At 73.1% G+C, this 16,187-nt stretch carries 18 protein-coding genes; 12 read left to right on the forward strand and 6 right to left on the reverse strand.

The genetic code is table 11. The features are described from left to right. Positions 1–3: 3 nt before the first annotated feature. The 5 genes from CP982_RS29160 (at position 4) to CP982_RS29180 (ending at position 5,154) form a co-directional block, all read left to right on the forward strand. On the forward strand, positions 4–1,005 hold the full coding sequence (locus CP982_RS29160) for an ABC transporter permease (RefSeq protein ID WP_150513196.1): 1,002 nt from the start codon (positions 4–6) through the stop codon (positions 1,003–1,005). Beyond that, entirely contained in the window at positions 1,002–2,099 is a 1,098-nt protein-coding gene (locus CP982_RS29165) for an ABC transporter ATP-binding protein (protein ID WP_150513197.1), read from the forward strand. Before CP982_RS29160 ends, CP982_RS29165 begins: the two co-directional genes overlap by 4 nt. Positions 2,100–2,155: 56 nt before the next feature. Next, positions 2,156–3,400 (forward strand): ABC transporter ATP-binding protein, encoded by a 1,245-nt coding sequence (locus CP982_RS29170; protein WP_150515762.1) that lies wholly within the window; start codon positions 2,156–2,158, stop codon positions 3,398–3,400. A 162-nt stretch (positions 3,401–3,562) separates the two neighbouring features. Continuing rightward, positions 3,563–4,225: a trimeric intracellular cation channel family protein gene (locus CP982_RS29175; protein ID WP_030676279.1), complete on the forward strand. Its 663-nt coding sequence runs from the start codon at positions 3,563–3,565 to the stop codon at positions 4,223–4,225. Between the two features lie 68 nt (positions 4,226–4,293). After that, complete coding sequence (locus CP982_RS29180; RefSeq protein WP_170316503.1) at positions 4,294–5,154, forward strand: thioesterase family protein; 861 nt, start codon at positions 4,294–4,296, stop codon at positions 5,152–5,154. Positions 5,155–5,421: 267 nt separating this feature from the next. Here the strand turns inward: CP982_RS29180 and CP982_RS29185 are convergent, their stop codons facing one another. The 3 genes from CP982_RS29185 to CP982_RS29195 all read right to left on the reverse strand — a co-directional run bounded on the left by CP982_RS29185 (position 5,422) and on the right by CP982_RS29195 (position 8,077). After that, the gene (locus tag CP982_RS29185) at positions 5,422–6,477 is read right to left on the reverse strand and encodes a YeiH family protein (RefSeq protein ID WP_150513199.1); all 1,056 of its coding nucleotides are present in this window, start codon (positions 6,475–6,477) and stop codon (positions 5,422–5,424) included. Then, positions 6,477–7,052, reverse strand: a complete 576-nt coding sequence (locus tag CP982_RS29190; protein ID WP_144321068.1) for a cysteine dioxygenase family protein — start codon at positions 7,050–7,052, stop codon at positions 6,477–6,479. Before CP982_RS29190 ends, CP982_RS29185 begins: the two co-directional genes overlap by 1 nt. A 119-nt stretch (positions 7,053–7,171) precedes the next feature. Next, positions 7,172–8,077, reverse strand: a complete 906-nt coding sequence (locus CP982_RS29195; RefSeq protein WP_150513200.1) for a LysR family transcriptional regulator — start codon at positions 8,075–8,077, stop codon at positions 7,172–7,174. A 212-nt stretch (positions 8,078–8,289) separates the two neighbouring features. On the opposite strand from CP982_RS29195, the gene CP982_RS29200 reads away from it, so the two are divergent. Further along, entirely contained in the window at positions 8,290–9,258 is a 969-nt protein-coding gene (locus tag CP982_RS29200) for a helix-turn-helix transcriptional regulator (RefSeq protein WP_150513201.1), read from the forward strand. Here the strand turns inward: CP982_RS29200 and CP982_RS29205 are convergent. Both CP982_RS29205 and CP982_RS29210 read right to left on the reverse strand, forming a co-directional pair. After that, positions 9,252–10,118: an alpha/beta fold hydrolase gene (locus tag CP982_RS29205; protein WP_150513202.1), complete on the reverse strand. Its 867-nt coding sequence runs from the start codon at positions 10,116–10,118 to the stop codon at positions 9,252–9,254. The genes CP982_RS29200 and CP982_RS29205 overlap by 7 nt on opposite strands. Positions 10,119–10,129: 11 nt before the next feature. Beyond that, positions 10,130–10,774, reverse strand: coding sequence for a TetR family transcriptional regulator (locus CP982_RS29210; protein WP_150513203.1), 645 nt, complete (start codon positions 10,772–10,774; stop codon positions 10,130–10,132). 109 nt (positions 10,775–10,883) lie between these two features. Here CP982_RS29210 and CP982_RS41870 point away from each other — a divergent pair, with 109 nt between their 5' ends. The 3 genes from CP982_RS41870 (at position 10,884) to CP982_RS29220 (ending at position 12,700) form a co-directional block, all read left to right on the forward strand. After that, a complete protein-coding gene (locus tag CP982_RS41870; protein ID WP_170316504.1) occupies positions 10,884–11,036 on the forward strand; it encodes a hypothetical protein in 153 nt (50 codons plus the stop codon). A 66-nt stretch (positions 11,037–11,102) separates the two neighbouring features. Beyond that, the gene (locus tag CP982_RS42675) at positions 11,103–11,444 is read left to right on the forward strand and encodes a DUF4190 domain-containing protein (RefSeq protein ID WP_229878463.1); all 342 of its coding nucleotides are present in this window, start codon (positions 11,103–11,105) and stop codon (positions 11,442–11,444) included. A gap of 86 nt (positions 11,445–11,530) precedes the next feature. After that, on the forward strand, positions 11,531–12,700 hold the full coding sequence (locus tag CP982_RS29220; RefSeq protein ID WP_150513204.1) for a cysteine desulfurase family protein: 1,170 nt from the start codon (positions 11,531–11,533) through the stop codon (positions 12,698–12,700). 10 nt (positions 12,701–12,710) lie between these two features. On the opposite strand, the gene CP982_RS29225 is transcribed toward CP982_RS29220, so the two are convergent. Next, entirely contained in the window at positions 12,711–13,436 is a 726-nt protein-coding gene (locus CP982_RS29225; RefSeq protein ID WP_150513205.1) for an N-acetylmuramoyl-L-alanine amidase, read from the reverse strand. A 61-nt stretch (positions 13,437–13,497) separates the two neighbouring features. Between CP982_RS29225 and mnmA the strand changes: the two genes are divergently transcribed. The 3 genes from mnmA (at position 13,498) to CP982_RS29240 (ending at position 16,185) form a co-directional block, all read left to right on the forward strand. Continuing rightward, positions 13,498–14,634, forward strand: a complete 1,137-nt coding sequence (gene mnmA, locus CP982_RS29230) for a tRNA 2-thiouridine(34) synthase MnmA (protein WP_150513206.1) — start codon at positions 13,498–13,500, stop codon at positions 14,632–14,634. Positions 14,635–14,728: 94 nt separating this feature from the next. Next, on the forward strand, positions 14,729–15,463 hold the full coding sequence (locus tag CP982_RS29235) for a hypothetical protein (RefSeq protein ID WP_150513207.1): 735 nt from the start codon (positions 14,729–14,731) through the stop codon (positions 15,461–15,463). A 17-nt stretch (positions 15,464–15,480) separates the two neighbouring features. Beyond that, positions 15,481–16,185, forward strand: a complete 705-nt coding sequence (locus tag CP982_RS29240) for a hypothetical protein (RefSeq protein ID WP_150513208.1) — start codon at positions 15,481–15,483, stop codon at positions 16,183–16,185. Positions 16,186–16,187 lie beyond the last annotated feature (2 nt).

Consider the following 16,187-nt stretch of genomic DNA (forward strand, 5'->3'; position numbering starts at 1 on the left):
ACAGTGCTTGCTTACCTCATCCGGCGCCTGATCGCCGTCATCATCATGGTGCTGGTCGTACTGCTCGCGACCTTCACCGTCTTCTTCATGCTGCCCAAGTGGGCTGGACAGGACATCGCCGTCCTCTTCGCCGGCAAGCAGGCCGGAGCCGAGCAGCTCGACGGCATCCGGACCAAGCTCGGCCTGGACGACCCGCTGATCGTCCAGTTCTGGGACTTCATCAAGGGCATCCCGATGGGCCGGGACTACGCCAACGGCAGTGACGTCACGCACTGCCCGGCGCCCTGCTTCGGCTATTCCTTCCGCACCGAGGCGCCCGTCTGGGAGACTCTGAAGGACGCCCTGCCCGTGACCGGCGCGCTCGCCGCCGGCGCCTGTGTGCTGTGGCTCGCCGCCGGTGTCGCCACCGGTGTGGTCTCCGCGCTCAAGCGGGGCACGATCTGGGACCGCGCCGCGATGACCACCGCCCTCGGCGGCGTCTCGCTGCCCGTCTTCTTCACCGGCATGGTCGCCATGGGCATCTTCGTCCACAACCTGGGCTGGGTGAAGATCGCCGACAGCTTGTCCACGGACGACAGCATCGACGTCTGGGTCCAGACGCTGATCCTGCCGTGGATCGTGCTCGCCTTCCTCAACGCCGCGATGTACGCGCGCCTCACCCGCGCCACCATGATGGAAGTCCTCGGCGAGGACTACATCCGCACCGCGCGCGCCAAGGGCCTCGGCGAGGCCGTCGTCATCCGCAGACACGCCCTGCGCTCCGCGATGACGCCGATCCTCACCGTCTTCGGACTCGACCTCGGCGTCCTCATGGGCGGTGCCGTGCTCACCGAGTCCACCTTCAACCTTCCGGGCCTCGGCCTCGAAGCGGTCAGGGCCATCAGCAGCAAGGACCTGCCCGTGATCCTCGGCGTCACCCTGTGCGCGGCACTCGCCATCGCCGTCGCCAACCTCGTCGTGGACCTTCTGTACGCCGTCATTGACCCGCGAGTGAGGCTGGGATGACCGAACTGAGCAAGAGCGGAGCCGCGGTGGGCGAGCCCACCACCGGTTCCGCGGCACCCACCGCCTTCCTCGAGGTCCGCGACCTCAAGGTGCACTTCCCGACCGACGACGGCCTGGTGAAGTCCGTCGACGGCCTGAGCTTCACCCTGGAGAAGGGCCGCACCCTCGGCATCGTCGGCGAGTCCGGATCCGGCAAGTCCGTGACCTCGCTCGGCATCCTCGGCCTGCACACGGCCGGTCAGTACGGCCGCCGCAAGCCGCAGCTGTCCGGCGAGATCTGGCTGAACGGCACCGAGCTGCTCAGCGCGCCGCCGGACGAGGTGCGCAAGCTGCGCGGCCGCGAGATGGCGATGATCTTCCAGGACCCGCTGTCCGCGCTGCACCCGTACTACTCCATCGGCAAGCAGATCACCGAGGCGTACCGGGTCCACCACGACGTGGACAAGAAGGTCGCCCGCAAGCGCGCCATCGAGATGCTCGACCGGGTGGGCATCCCCCAGCCGGACAAGCGGGTCGACTCCTACCCGCACGAGTTCTCCGGCGGCATGCGCCAGCGCGCGATGATCGCGATGGCCCTGGTCAACAACCCGGAGCTGCTGATCGCCGACGAGCCCACGACGGCGCTCGACGTGACGGTCCAGGCGCAGATCCTGGACCTGATCAGGGACCTGCAGAAGGAGTTCGGCTCCGCGGTCATCATGATCACCCACGACCTGGGCGTGGTGGCGGAGATGGCTGACGAACTCCTCGTGATGTACGGCGGGCGCTGCGTCGAGCGCGGCTCGGCCCAGGAGGTCTTCTACGAGCCACAGCACCCCTACACCTGGGGCCTGCTCGGCTCGATGCCGCGCATCGACCGCGAGGAGACCGAGCGCCTCGTCCCGGTCAAGGGCTCCCCGCCCAGCCTCATCAACCTGCCGAGCGGCTGCGCCTTCAACCCGCGGTGCCCCTACGCCGACGTGCCCAAGGACAACGTGACGCGGACCGAGCGCCCCGAGCTGACCGAGGTCGGCACCGGCCACTTCTCGGCCTGCCACATGTCGCGCGAGGAGCGCACCCGGATCTGGACCGAAGAGATTGCGCCGAAGCTGTGACCGAGAAACGTGACGCGGCGCCGGACGCGGCCGCGGTGCCCGAGAAAGCCGAACAGATGACGATCCCGGAGCAGTCGAAGAAGCCGTCGGAGGCGAAGGCCGGGGAGACGCTGCTCAAGGTCGAGGGCCTGGTCAAGCACTTCCCCATCAAGAAGGGGCTGCTCCAGCGCCAGGTCGCGGCCGTGCAGGCCGTCGACGGCCTCACCTTCGACGTGCGGTCCGGCGAAACGCTCGGCGTCGTCGGCGAGTCCGGCTGCGGCAAGTCGACCATGGGCCGGCTCATCACCCGGCTGCTCGAACCGACCAGCGGGCGCGTCGAGTTCGAGGGCGTGGACATCACCCACCTGGGCACCGCGCGGATGCGTCCGCTGCGCCGCGACGTCCAGATGATCTTCCAGGACCCGTACTCCTCGCTGAACCCGCGCCACACCATCGGCACGATCGTGGGCGCGCCGTTCAAGCTCCAGGGCGTCAAGCCCGAGGGCGGCCTGAAGAAGACCGTCCAGGAGATGCTGGAGCGCGTCGGCCTGAACCCGGAGCACTACAACCGCTACCCGCACGAGTTCTCCGGCGGTCAGCGCCAGCGCATCGGCATCGCGCGGGCGCTCGCGCTCAAGCCGAAGCTGGTCGTGGCCGACGAGCCGGTCTCCGCGCTCGACGTGTCCATCCAGGCGCAGGTCGTCAACCTCCTCGACGACCTCCAGGACGAGCTGGGTCTCACCTATGTGATCATCGCGCACGACCTGTCGGTCATCCGGCACGTGTCCGACCGGATCGCGGTGATGTACCTCGGCAAGATGGTCGAGCTCGCGGACCGCAAGGACCTCTACACCAAGCCGATGCACCCGTACACCAAGGCGCTGCTCTCCGCGGTGCCGGTGCCGGACCCCAAGCGGCGCGGCACCAAGAGCGACCGCATCCTGCTGCGCGGCGACGTGCCCTCGCCGATCGACCCGCCCACCGGCTGCCGCTTCCACACGCGCTGCTGGAAGGCGACGGAGATCTGCGCGGTCAAGGAGCCGTCGTTCCTCACCCTGGAGCCCAGCCACCAGGTGGCCTGCCACCACCCGGAGAACGCGCCCGACCAGGCTCCCGAGGACACGAAGCTGCTCTCGGTGGCGCGGGAGGCGATCGACGTGGTGACGGTCACGACGGCGGCCGACGAGGCCGAGGCCGAGGCCGAGGCTGCTCCTGAGGCCGAGGCTGCGCCCGCGGCTGACACCGACGAGGCCCCGGCCCCCGCCTCGGACCCGGCCCCGGACCCGGCTCCCGCCGTGAAGAAGGCCGCCGACCCGGAGTGAGCCGCCGCTTGCCCGCCCCCGCTCGGGGCGGGCAGGCGCCGGGTGTGGTGAGCCCGTCCGGCGTGTGAGGACGAGCGCGCAGCGCGAGAGGGGGCGCGTGGTGCGAAAGAGGGGCGCGCGGCGAACGGCAGGGGGAGCTCACCCGGCGGGTGAGAATGACGCGTGCTTCAGGATTTGTTCAGCCCCTCCGTCCAGCATGCTCTGGACATCGCCGGAATCTTCGTCTTCGCGATCTCCGGCGCCCTGCTCGCCGTCCGCAAGAACTTCGACGTCTTCGGCATCGCCGTCCTCGCCGAGGTCACCGCGCTGGGCGGCGGGCTCTTCCGTGACCTGGTGATCGGCGCGGTGCCGCCCGCCGCGTTCACGGACCTCGGTTACTTCCTCACCCCGCTGCTCGCCGCGCTCCTCGTGTTCTTCCTGCACCCGGTGGTCGAGCGCACCCAGCTCGCCGTGAACATCTTCGACGCGGCGGGCCTCGGTCTGTTCTGCGTCACCGGGACAACGAAGGCGTACGACTACGGGCTCGGCCTCACCGCGTCCGCCACGCTCGGCCTCGCCACCGCCGTCGGCGGCGGTGTGCTGCGCGACATCGTCGCCAACGAGGTGCCGTCCCTGGTCCGCTGGGACCGCGACCTGTACGCGGTGCCCGCGATCGTGGGCGCGGCGATCGTCGCCCTGTGCCTGCGCTACGACGCCCTGAACGGGTTCACCACCGGGCTCGCGATCGTCACGGCCTTCGTGCTGCGGCTGCTCGCGATGCGCTACCACTGGCGGGCGCCGCGGGCGTGGAACCGCCGGTCGTCGGCCGCGGAGGACGGTGCCTGAGGGGCGTCCGGCGGCCGCCTGACAGAGAAAAGCTACCGCTTAGTAGTTACATGTTGTACGTTGTCGGCATGGCGGAAACTGCTGCGGCGCCCGCGCCGCGCGCGACGATCGGCAACAGCGAGTTCGACCGCGACACCGAGGTCTTCGCGCGCGCACCCGGCGTCTACGACACCGAGCTCTCGGCGGGCTGGACCATCATCAGCGCCGTCAACGGCGGCTACCTCCTGGCCCTCGTCGGCCGCGCCCTCGCGCACGCGCTGCCGCACTCCGACCCGTTTACGGTCTCCGCGCACTATCTGACCGCGTCCGAGCCGGGGCCCGCGGTCGTCCGTACGCAGATCGTGCGCGCCGGGCGCGGCCTGTCGACCGGGCAGGCCTCCCTGTACCAGGAGGAGGGCGGGCGCGAGGTCGAGCGGCTGCGCGTCGTCGCCTCGTACGGCGACCTCGACGCGCTGCCCGACGACGTGCGCACGACGGCGCTGCCGCCCGCCCTGCCGCCCGTCGAGCAGTGCTTCGGGCCCGACGACGCGCCGGACCGCGGGGCGGTGCCGGGCAGCTCCGCGATCGCGGACCGGCTCTGGCTGAAACTCGACCCGGCGACGCTCGGGTGGGCGCTCGGCGCGCCGTCCGGGAAGGGCGAGATGCGCGGCTGGTTCGGTCTCGCGGACGGGCGGGACCCGGATCCGCTGTCGCTGCTCCTCGCGGTGGACGCGCTGCCGCCGACGGCGTTCGAGATGGGGCTCTCCGGCTGGGTGCCGACCGTCGAGCTGACCGCCCACATCCGGGCCAGGCCCGCGCCCGGGCCGCTGCGCGTCTCCATCACCACGCGGAACCTGGCCGGGGGCTTCCTCGAAGAGGACGCCGAGGTCTGGGACACGGCCGACCGCCTGGTAGCCCAGTCCCGCCAACTGGCCCGAGCCCGCCTCTGACCCCCCTCTCCCACCCGCCCACCCTGCCCGCCGCTACCGCGGCGGGTCCTCTCCCACCCGCCCACCCGAATCTCCCTGCCGCGCGGAGCGCGGGCTGAGCGCTGGGGCTGGGGGCGGGGCCGGCCCCGGGACACCCGCAGCCGAACCTCGCTGTGGGCAATCGTCCCGCAGGGCGGGACGGGTGGGCACAGCGCCGAGGTGCCGCTCAGCCGTGCCGCCAGGCACCCGCCCCAGCCCGCCGGGGGGGGGCGAGCCTTCGGTCGCGGGTCACGCCGTCGCGCAGACGCCCGCGTAGGAGACCCCGGCCACCACCACCCACGCACACAGCCCCACCAGGGCCACCCGGCCCCCCGTACGGGCCAGCGACCGCAGGTCCACCGCGCTGCCGAGCCCGAAGAGCGCCGCACCGAGGAGCAGCTCCTGGGCGTGGCCCGCGCCGTCGAGGGCGGCTCCGGGCAGCAGCCCCGTGCTCCGGACGGCCACCATCACCAGGAACCCCGCGACGAAGAGCGGCACCACGGCGGGCCGCCGCTCGCCCGGCGCGGCCGCGCCCCGGGCCCGTACGGAGACGGCGACCGCGGCGACGAGCGGCGCGAGCATGGCCACCCGCATCAGCTTGACGAGCACGCCCTCCCCGAGGGCGGCACCCCCGGCGGTCTGCGCGGTCGCCACCACCTGCCCCACGTCGTGCACGCTGGCCCCGACCCACCGCCCGAACTCCGCGTCGCTGAGCCCCAACGGCCCCTGGAGCAGCGGAAGCACGGCGATCGCCAGCGTGCCGCAGAGCGTGACGACGGCCACGGACACGGCCGTGTCCCGCTCCTCGCTCTTGGACACGTCACCGACCGCGCCGATCGCGGACGCGCCGCAGATCGAGTAGCCGGTGGCGATCAGCAGGGGCTGGTCCCCGGGAAGCCCGAGCCTGCGGCCCAGCCACCACGTGCCGAAGAAGGTCGCGGCCACCGTGACGAGCACCATCGCGACGGTCTGCCAGCCGACGCCGAGCACGTCGTCGAGGCTGAGCTTCAGGCCGAGGAGCACGATGCCGACCCGCATCAGGCGCTTCGCCGCGAAGGTGAGCCCGGCCTTGGCGGGACCCCGCACCCACGCGCGCGTACCGGGCACGTGCGCGGCGATCAGGCCGAGCAGGATGGCCACGGTCAGCATCGGCAGACCGGGCAGCAGCCGGTGCGTCAGCCAGGCGAGCGCCACCGCGCCCGCGGCGAGGGCGAGCCCCGGCCAGGGGCCGGGCCCGGCCGTGGGCCCGGTGGCGGGCCCGGTGGTGGGCCCGGTCTTCGCCGGGCGCTGGCCCAGCAGCGCCATCAGCGGTCGGCCGGCAGGTCGTACACCCGCCGCACGCTGGTGCCGAGGCGGGAGATGTCCGCGCCGTAGACGTGCAGGGATATCGCGCGCCCCGCGCCCGCGTTCCACACCCGGTGGATGTCACCGGGGGGCGCGAAGCCGCAGACGGCGCCGGTGGGGTTGACGACGTCCTCGGTGGCGATGAGCCGCGCGGACGTGCCGGGCCCGGCCGCGGGCACGAGCCGGTAGCGGCGCTCGTGCTCCTCGCCCTCGTGCACACCGGTCACGCACCACGAGACGTGGTCGTGCACGGACGTGCGCTGGCCGGGCAGCCAGACGAGCGCGACGACGGAGAAGCTGCCGTCGGCCTCCGCGTGCAGGAGGTGCTGGCGGTAGCGGTCGGGATCGCCCTCGCACTGCTCGGGGGTGAGCAGGTCGGCCGCGCCGAGGTGCGGCGCGAGCCGCTCGCCGACGAGGTAGGCGGTCAGGTCCGGCGGCAGGCCGCGGCCGACGGCCTCACGGATGTCGGCGACGAGCGCGTCGGTCCGCTCGGTGGTGCGGGCCGCGGGGGCGTGGTGCGCGGTGGGGGTGGTCATACCAGCAGAGTCGGCCCGCACCATCCATCACGTCCAACGACAGTTTCTTCGCGTTGGGTTAAATGCTGCTTATGGGTTGAGGGTTTGATGGAGTGGCGGGTCGGTGCCGGTCGCTCGGGTCAGCAGCCCATCCGGTTCGCCGCCACCGCCTTCAGCTCGTCCAGGACGAGGGCCGTCGCGGGGATCCTCAGGTGTTCGCGCAGGACGTACGCGGACACCTGTCGCCGCGACGCCGGGTCCAGGGGGCGGCCCGTGACGGAGCGGTGGCACAGAAAGTTGAGGACCAGGCCCGGCATCATCGCGATGCCGAGCCCTTCGGAGACGAGGCTCTGGATGACCAGGTTGTCGTCGGTGGTGAAGGCGATGTCGGGGGCGAAGCCCTGCTCGGCGCACTCGTGCAGGAAGTTGGCCCGGCAGCGCAGACAGCCGGCGATCCAGCGCTCGTTCGACAGATCGGCCAGGCGCACCGAGCGGCGTCTGGCGAGCGGGTGCCCGGTCGGCAGCAGGACCGTCAACTGGTCCTCCATCAGCGGCACTTCGACGACCGCTTCCGGCACGTCCTCGCGCAGGCCGGGGTAGGTGAAGGCCAGCGTGATGTCGGCGTCGCCGTGCACGAGGCGCTGGAGCGACTCCGGCGGCTCGTACTCCTGGAGCTCGACGCGGATGCCGCGGTGGCTCCGGGCGAGCCGGGCGAGGGCTTCGGGTATCAGCGTGGCGGTGGCGCTGGGGAACGCGCAGAGACGGACGCGGCCGGTGCGCAGGCGCGTGATCGCGTTCATCTGCTGCTGGGCGGCGTCGATGTTGCCGAGGATGACTCCCGCGTGCCGGGACAGGGCCTCGCCCGCCTCGGTCAGACGCATGCGGCGGCCGACGCGCGTGAACAGGACCGTGCCCACGGACCGTTCGAGCGCCTTCATCTGCTGGGTGATCGCGGGCTGCGTATAGCCCAGCGAGCGGGCCGCCGCCGAGTACGAGCCGGTGCGGACCACTTCGTGGAAGGACCTGATGTGCCGGGAGTCGAACACCTCCGAATCATAAGCAGGATTTGGGAAGAGCTGAGGAGTGTTTCCCGTCGCTTTTGGATCCGCCGGGGATCCGGCGCGCGGTACGCGGATGGGGCGCGAGGCGCGGCGCGCGCGGCCGGGGACGGCTGGGATGTGCGCCGGGGGGCGCCCGGGGCGCCGTGGGCGCGGGCCGCGCCTGAGGCCCCGGCAGGGGCTGCGCGATCCTTGTGCCCGTGAAGTCCGACCGGTTGCTGTCGATCCTGCTGCTGCTCCAGACCCGCGGGCAGGTGCCCGCGCACGAGCTCGCCGAGCGTCTGGAGGTGTCCGTGCGCACCATCTACCGCGACGTCGAGGCGCTGTCCGCGTCCGGCGTCCCGGTGTACGCCGAGCGCGGGCGGCACGGCGGCATCGCCCTGCTGCCCGGCTACCGCACGGACGTCACGGGCCTGACCGCCGACGAGTCCCGGGCGCTGTTCCTGCTCGCCGCGCGGGGCGCGCACGCGGCGCTCGGCCTGGACGCCGCGCTCGGCTCGGCCCTGCGCAAGGTGATGGCGGCGCTGCCCGCACCGCACCGGCCCGCCGCCGAGCTGACGAGCCGTCGCGTCCTGGTGGACGCCGAGCGCTGGACGCGCGGTCCGGGCGCGGGCCTGCCCGTGGACCACCTCGGCGTGCTCCAGGACGCCGTCTTCGCGGACCGGCGGCTGCGCGTGCGCTACCGGCACAGCGGCGCGAGCGAGCCGCGCGCCTACACCCTCGATCCGTACGGCCTCGTGTCCAAGGCGGGCGTCTGGTACCTGGTGGCCGACAGCGGCGGCGAGCCGCGCCTCTTCCGCGCCGACCGGGTGTGCGCGGCGGAGCTCACCGACGAGCCGGTCAGGCGCCGGGCGGGCGTGGAGCTCGCGCAGGTCTGGGAGGAGCTGAAGCGGCGGGTGGAGCGGCGCGCGGGCGGCGTCGAGGTCACCGTGCGGGTGCGCCGCGAGCGCTACGAGCAGTTCCTGCGGCTGCACGTCGGCTCGCTCACGCGCGTGGCCGAGGACGACGGCGCGGGGGAGTGGGTCACCGTCCTGCTCGCCTTGGAGGCGGTGGGCGCGGCGCGCATGCTGCTGCCCTTCGCCGCCTCCGTGGAGGTCGTGTCACCCCCGGAGGTGCGCGAGGACTTGGCGCGGGCCGCCGCGGCCGTCACTGACCTCTATCGTCAGTGAGCTCCGGAGAGGCCCGCACTCAGGAAACGACCGACCTCGCCGGTGAGTTCCGCCGGAGCGTCCTCCTGTACGAGATGTCCGGCGCCCTCGATGAGGCGCAGCTCGGCGCGGGGCAGGAGCGCCGCCAACTCGTGTCCGCGCGCCACCGGGATCCAGGTGTCCTCGGTGCCCCAGCAGACGAGCACGGGCGGCTCCACCTCGCCGTACCGGCCCTGGATCTCGTCGGTGAACCGCTGGTCGTTCTGTTCGATCTGCCGGTAGAACGCGGGCCTGCCCGCCTCGGTGCACCAGGGCGCGACCAGGCGGTCCAGGACGGCCGGGTGCAGCCCGCGGTGGCTCGCGGAGCCGACGTACTCCCGTACCAGCGCCTCGTGCAGCGCGGGCGGCAGCTGTGCGAACACCTCGGCGTGCGCGCCGAGCAGCCGGTACGCGGGCGAGCCCCAGGGCGCGAGCGCCACCGGGTCGACGAGGGCGAGCCGGGCGTAGCGGGCGCCGTGCAGGAGGTGGGCGCGCAGCGCGACGCAGCCGCCGAAGTCGTGGGCGACGACGGCCGGGCGCCGCTCGCCGTCCAGGCCCCAGTGGGCGAGCAGTTCGGTGAGCACGCGGCCCTGCGCGGCGAGCGACACGTCCTGCCCCGCGCGCATCTCCGACGCGCCGTACCCGGGCAGGTCCCACACGTGCACGCGGTGGTCCCGCGCGAGCGCCCGGGCGACGCCCCGCCACACGTACGACGAGAAGGGCGTGCCGTGGACGAGGACGACGGGGTCGGCGTCCTCGGGCCCGAGGGCCGCCCAGCGGACGGCCCCGGAGGAGGAGGCGAAGGTCTGGTCGAGGGGCCAGTCGACGTGTGTGTGCGTCATAGGTGCTGAGGCTAGTTGCCCCTTACCGGCGTGTCGAGCCAGTGGCTGCGGCCGAGTCCCACCAGGCGCAGCTGGCTGCGGGCCGTGCCGGTCACCTCGGCCTCGTCCTCGGTCTCCAGGAGCGCGGAGGCCGTCATCACCATGTGGTCCACGTACGTCCGCGCGAGCATCAGGAGGTCGTCCCCGCTCCAGCCCGCGGCCTCCGGCTCCGTGGCGAACTGCGCCGCCACCTCCCGCGCGAACAGCGCGAGCTGGTCGCCGATGGCCTCCCGTACGGCCTTCACGCCGCCGTGCCGCTCCCGGGCGATGAAACGTACGTGCGCCGGGTGCGCGCGCACGTACGACGCGATCAACTCGACGGCGCCCGCGATGCGTTCCTCGCCGTCCCCGGTGGCCGTGAGCATCGCCGCGAGCGTCGTGTGCAGGCTGCCGAGGGCCTCCTCGACGAGCGCCACTCCCAGGTCGGCGGTGTCGCGGAAGTGTCGGTAGAAGGCGGTGGGCGCCACCCCCGCGGCGCGGGTGACCTCGCGCAGGCCCAGGCTGGACAGGCTCTGCTCCTCCAGCAGGCGCAGGGCGGCGTCCAGGAGGGCCTGCCGGGTCTTCTGCTTCTGGGCCTGCCGGGTGCCGACGGGCCGGTCGCCGAGGGTGTGACTCATGCCATGCAGTTAACAACTGTTCTCCGAGTTTCGGAAGCCGGGCGGCGAGTAGACTCATAAGTCAGTGAACAGTTGTAACCACAAGCGTTCACCGAAGAGAGGCGTACTCATGCTGTTCCTCGTCGCCGCACTCCTGCTGCTCGGCGTCGCCATGGGCACCGTGGCGCACGCTCCGCCGTCCGTCACGTTCGTCATGGCCGCGGCCATCGGGCTGTGGCTCCTCGTCTTCGCGGTACGCGAGCGCCGCGCGCGCCACCGCTGACGCGCCCCGTCCACGTCCCGTACGACATCCGCATCGCCTTTCCGCATCGCCTTGAGGAGTCGCACCATGGAACTCACCGCGCTGAAGCCGTCCACGAAGCCGTCCACGAAGCCGTCCACCGAGCCGACCGAAGAGCCGTCCGGTGAGCGGCCCGGTGAGCGGCCCGTCGGCCGCCGGGACACCGACGGGATGGCCGTCGCCGCCTTCGTCCTCGGGCTGCTCGGCCTGCTCGTCCTGAACGTCGTGCTCGGCCCCATCGCCATCGCGCTTGCCTGCGTCGCGCTGTGGCGGGGCACCGCGCGGCGCGGCCGCGCGCTGCTCGGACTCGGGCTCGGCGTCGCCGACCTCGTGCTCCTCGCCGCCCTCGTCTCCGCGGACGGCACCGTCTCCTGGAGCCTGGCGGGCTGACCCCGGCGCGAGCGCGGCGCATCACGGCCGGGCAGGGCCCACCGGGGTCCGGGCGCCGGTACGCGGCTCGTAGAATCGTGCCCACCATGGCCTACCTCGACCACGCCGCGACCACGCCCATGCTTCCCGAGGCGATCGCGGCGATGACCGCGCAGCTCGCCGTCACCGGTAACGCCTCCTCGCTGCACGCGGCCGGCCGCCGGGCGCGGCGCACCGTCGAGGAGTCCCGCGAGACGCTCGCCGACGCGCTCGGCGCCCGCCCCAGTGAGGTGGTGTTCACCTCCGGCGGCACGGAGGCCGACAACCTCGCCGTGAAGGGCCTGTACTGGGCCCGTCGCGACGCCGATCCGGCCCGCACCCGCGTCCTCGCCAGCCCCGTCGAGCACCACGCCGTCCTGGACGCCGTCGACTGGCTCGGCGAGCACGAGGGCGCCACCGTCGAGTACCTCCCCGTCGACGCGCACGGGCGCGTGCACCCCGAGGCGCTCCGCGAGGCCGTCGCCCGCGACCCCGGCAGCGTCGCCCTCGCCACCGTCATGTGGGCCAACAACGAGATCGGCACCCTCCAGCCGGTGCGGGAACTGGCCGACGTCTGCGCCGAGTTCGACGTGCCGCTGCACGCCGACGCCGTGCAGGCCTTCGGCCAGGTGCCCGTCGACTTCGGCGCCTCCGGGCTGGCCGCGATGACCGTCTCGGGCCACAAGGTCGGCGGCCCCTACGGCATCGGCGCGCTGCTGCTCGGGCGCGCCTACAGCCCCGTGCCCGTGCTGCACGGCGGCGGCCAGGAGCGGCACGTGCGCTCCGGCACGCTCGACGTGCCCGCCGTCGCCGCCTTCGCCGTGGCCGGGCGGCTCGCCGCCGAGCGCCGCGAGTGGTTCGCCCGCGAGGTCGGGGCGCTCCGCGACCACCTCGTCGACGCCGTTCGCGCCGCCGTCCCCGACGCGATCCTCGGCGGCGACCCGGACCCGGCGGGCCGGCTGCCCGCCAACGCCCACTTCACCTTCCCCGGCTGCGAGGGCGACTCGCTCCTGCTGCTCCTGGACGCGCAGGGCATCGAGTGCTCGACCGGCTCGGCCTGCACCGCGGGCGTCGCCCAGCCCAGCCACGTGCTGCTCGCCACCGGCACCGACCCCGACCTCGCGCGCGGGACGCTGCGCTTCTCGCTCGGCCACACGTCGACGAAGGCGGACGTGGACGCGGTGGCGGCGGCGATCGGCCCGGCGGTGGAGCGGGCCCGCACGGCGGGGCTCAGCTAGGCGTCGCGGCTCAGCTGGGCGTCGCGCTGGCCCCGGAGCGGGCGGGCCGGTCCCGGGCCCGCCGCACCAGGCGCAGATACCGGTCCCAGTCCCAGTGCGGCCCCGGGTCGGTGTGGTCGGTGCCGTCGACCTCCACGTGCCCGATGATGTGCTCGCGGTCCACCGGTATGTCGTACCGCTCGCAGATCCCGGCGGTGAGCCGCGCCGATGATGCGTACATGGCGTCGGTGAACGAGGCCTTCTTGTCGACGAAGCCCTCGTGCTCGATGCCCACGCTGCGCTCGTTCATCTCCCGGTCGCCCGCGTGGTAGGCCACGTCGAGCTCGCGGATCATCTGGGCCACGTGGCCGTCCTTGCGGATCACGTAGTGGGTGGCGGCGCCGTGGCCGGGGTCCTTGAAGACCTTCAGGGCCGTCGCGTACCCGCCCTGGACCACGTGGATCACCACGCGGTCGATGGCGTAGTCGGAGGGGCGGTCGGCGCGCCGCCAGTTCGCGCCGGAGGCCGCCGTCCACTGGGCGCCGGGGGCGTCCACCGCGCCCTCCTCGCGCTTCTTCACCACTCCGGGCAGGCGCCACCACAGGCGGCCCAGCTGGTCGCGGGCCAGCACGGCGGCGCCGAGGCCCGCCGCGGCGCCGCCGATGAGCAGCGCGCGCCGGGTCGACCCGCGCCGGGGCTCGGGCGGCGGCCCCGCGCCCTCGGCGCTCTCGTCCTTCTTCTCGCTCACGTCCCCCATGTGATCGTGAACGGATACGCACGGGCGGGAGGTTCCCGCGGGCCCGTACCCTGTTAGAGCTATGACTTCGCAGACCCCGCCGCGCACAAGCCGCCCGCTCCGTGTCCTCGCCGCCATGTCCGGCGGTGTGGACTCCGCCGTCGCCGCCGCCCGCGCCGCCGAAGCCGGGCACGACGTGACCGGAGTGCACCTGGCGCTCTCGGCGAACCCGCAGTCGTTCCGGACCGGCGCGCGCGGGTGCTGCACCATCGAGGACTCCCGCGACGCGCGCCGCGCCGCGGACGTCATCGGCATCCCGTTCTACGTGTGGGACCTCGCCGAGCGGTTCCGCGAGGACGTGGTCGAGGACTTCATCGCCGAGTACGAGGCGGGGCGCACGCCCAACCCGTGCCTGCGCTGCAACGAGAAGATCAAGTTCGCCGCGCTCCTGGACAAGGCACTCGCCCTCGGCTTCGACGCGGTCTGCACCGGCCACTACGCGCAGGTGATCGTGCGCGAGGACGGCTCGCGCGAGCTGCACCGCGCCTCCGACATGGCCAAGGACCAGTCGTACGTCCTCGGCGTCCTGGACGACCGCCAGCTCGCCCACGCGCTGTTCCCGCTCGGCGACACGGTGACGACGAAGGACGAGATCCGCGCCGAGGCCGAGCGCCGCGGCCTCGCCGTCGCCAAGAAGCCGGACTCCCACGACATCTGCTTCATCGCCGACGGCGACACCCAGGGCTTCCTCGCCTCCCGCCTCGGCAAGGCGGAGGGCGACATCGTCGACGAGTCCGGCGCCGTCCTCGGCACCCACGAGGGCGCCTTCGGCTTCACCATCGGCCAGCGCAAGGGCCTCAGGATCGGCACGCCCGCCCCCGACGGCAAGCCGCGCTACGTCCTCGACATCTCGCCGGTGAACAACACGGTGACGGTCGGCCCCGCCGCCGCCCTCGACGTGACCGCCCTCACGGCCGTCAAGCCCCGCTGGTGCGGCGCCGCCCCCTCCGGAGCGGGCACGTACACCGCCCAGCTCCGCGCCCACGGCGACGAGACGCCGGTCACGGCGGAGCTGACGCCGGACGGCGAGCTGCGGGTCTCCTTCGCGGAGCCGGTCCGCGGCGTGGCCCCCGGCCAGGCGATCGTCCTGTACGACGGCACGCGCGTGGTCGGCTCGGCGACCATCGCCACGACCCACCGGGCCGCGGCGGCCGTCTGACACCGAGGGGCCCGCGACGCGCTCCCGGCGGACCCCGGCTTCCCGTTTAGCGCGCATTGACCGGCTGTGGATCGCCGTGCGGTGACATGGCCGCATGATCCCCAGCAGAACCCCGGCGCGCGCCGCCGGACGCGGAGCGTCCCTCTTCACCGCGGCGCTCGCCGTCACCGTCGCCCTCGGCACGTCGGCGACCGGAGCCGCGGCCCAGCCGCGCCCGGACGCCCCGCGGGCGACCCCGTCCATGGCGTCCCACCCGGGGCCCCCGAAGTCCGTCCAGCCCAAGAAGGGCAGCGACAAGGTCCCCACGCTGCCGTCGGCGCCCCTCAAGGGCCTGCCCACGCTCCAGGAGGCCAAGAAGAAGGGCCTCATCTCGGGGCCGGTCAAGCCCCGGGGCGGGGTGAAGCTGCGGTCCTTCCCCGAAGCGAACTGCTCCGAACCGCCGCAGGGCTCGGGTTACCACGACTACCTCAAGCCCGGTGAGTGCCTCACCCCGGGCAAGTACATCGCCGCGTACATCCACACGCTGATGTGGTACGAGCTGTGGGTCCAGGACGACGGCAACGTCGTCCTCTACAAGAACGACACGTGGTACAAGCCCGTCTGGCAGACCAACACCCGTGGCTGGAACGTGTCGCTGTGGATGCAGCGCGACGGCAACGTCGTCGTCTACGACGCGCACGGCAACCCGCTGTGGCACCTGGGGACGAGCGGGTGCGGTGCCTGGGGGGCGTGGCTGCGGGTGCAGGCCGACTCCAACCTGGTCCTGTACGACCGCGACTGGGGCCCGCTCTGGGCGCGCTTCAACGGCCCCTCCACCCGCCCGTGCTGACGAAAGCCGACGTCCCCATGAACCGCGGAACGACCCTCATCACCACGGCCCTCGCCGCCGTCCTCGCCCTGGGCTCCCTGGCTCCCGCCGCCGTGGCCCAGCCGCGCCCCGACGCCGTGCGGGCGAGCGCGCCCACGGCGCCCCACCCGGGCCCGCCCAAGTCCGCCCGGCCGAAGAAGGGTGACAAGGTCCCCACGCTGCCGTCGGCACCCCTCAAGGGCCTGCCCACGCTCCAGGAGGCCAAGAAGAAGGGCCTCATCTCGGGGCCGGTGAAGTCCCAGGGCGGAGTGAAGACGCGGGCCTTCCCCGACTCCGGCTGCTCCACGCCCCCTCAGGGCTCGGGCTACCACGACTACCTCAAGCCCGGTGAGTGCCTGACCCGGGACAAGTACATCGCCGTCTACGTCGAGGCGTCGCGGTGGTACGAGCTGTGGGTCCAGGACGACGGCAACATCGTCCTCTACAACCACGTCTTCGCGTTCTACGAGCCGCTCTGGGACACCGGCACCCGCGGCTGGAACGTGTCGCTGTGGATGCAGCGGGACGGCAACGTCGTCGCCTACGACGGGCAGGGCAGGCCCCTGTGGTCCCTGGGGACGAGCGGGTGCGGCAGCCGGGGCGCGTGGCTGCGGCTCCAGGCGGACGCCAACCTGGTCCTGTACGACCGTGACTGGCGGGCGCTCTGGGCGCGGTACGACGGCCCGTCGTCGCGGCCCTGCTGAGC

Source organism: Streptomyces spectabilis, assembly GCF_008704795.1.
In the GTDB taxonomy this organism is placed as follows: Bacteria; Actinomycetota; Actinomycetes; order Streptomycetales; family Streptomycetaceae; genus Streptomyces; species Streptomyces spectabilis.

Coding starts and splice junctions, on each gene's coding strand:
- CP982_RS29165 (WP_150513197.1), top strand. CDS start 1,002: ATGACCGAACTGAGCAAGAGCGGAGCCGCGGTGGGCGAGCCCACCACC.
- CP982_RS29170 (WP_150515762.1), top strand. CDS start 2,156: ATGACGATCCCGGAGCAGTCGAAGAAGCCGTCGGAGGCGAAGGCCGGG.
- CP982_RS29180 (WP_170316503.1), top strand. CDS start 4,294: ATGGCGGAAACTGCTGCGGCGCCCGCGCCGCGCGCGACGATCGGCAAC.
- CP982_RS29185 (WP_150513199.1), bottom strand. CDS start 6,477: ATGGCGCTGCTGGGCCAGCGCCCGGCGAAGACCGGGCCCACCACCGGG.
- CP982_RS29190 (WP_144321068.1), bottom strand. CDS start 7,052: ATGACCACCCCCACCGCGCACCACGCCCCCGCGGCCCGCACCACCGAG.
- CP982_RS29205 (WP_150513202.1), bottom strand. CDS start 10,118: ATGACGCACACACACGTCGACTGGCCCCTCGACCAGACCTTCGCCTCC.
- CP982_RS29210 (WP_150513203.1), bottom strand. CDS start 10,774: ATGAGTCACACCCTCGGCGACCGGCCCGTCGGCACCCGGCAGGCCCAG.
- CP982_RS41870 (WP_170316504.1), top strand. CDS start 10,884: ATGCTGTTCCTCGTCGCCGCACTCCTGCTGCTCGGCGTCGCCATGGGC.
- CP982_RS42675 (WP_229878463.1), top strand. CDS start 11,103: ATGGAACTCACCGCGCTGAAGCCGTCCACGAAGCCGTCCACGAAGCCG.
- CP982_RS29220 (WP_150513204.1), top strand. CDS start 11,531: ATGGCCTACCTCGACCACGCCGCGACCACGCCCATGCTTCCCGAGGCG.
- CP982_RS29225 (WP_150513205.1), bottom strand. CDS start 13,436: ATGGGGGACGTGAGCGAGAAGAAGGACGAGAGCGCCGAGGGCGCGGGG.
- mnmA (WP_150513206.1), top strand. CDS start 13,498: ATGACTTCGCAGACCCCGCCGCGCACAAGCCGCCCGCTCCGTGTCCTC.
- CP982_RS29235 (WP_150513207.1), top strand. CDS start 14,729: ATGATCCCCAGCAGAACCCCGGCGCGCGCCGCCGGACGCGGAGCGTCC.
- CP982_RS29240 (WP_150513208.1), top strand. CDS start 15,481: ATGAACCGCGGAACGACCCTCATCACCACGGCCCTCGCCGCCGTCCTC.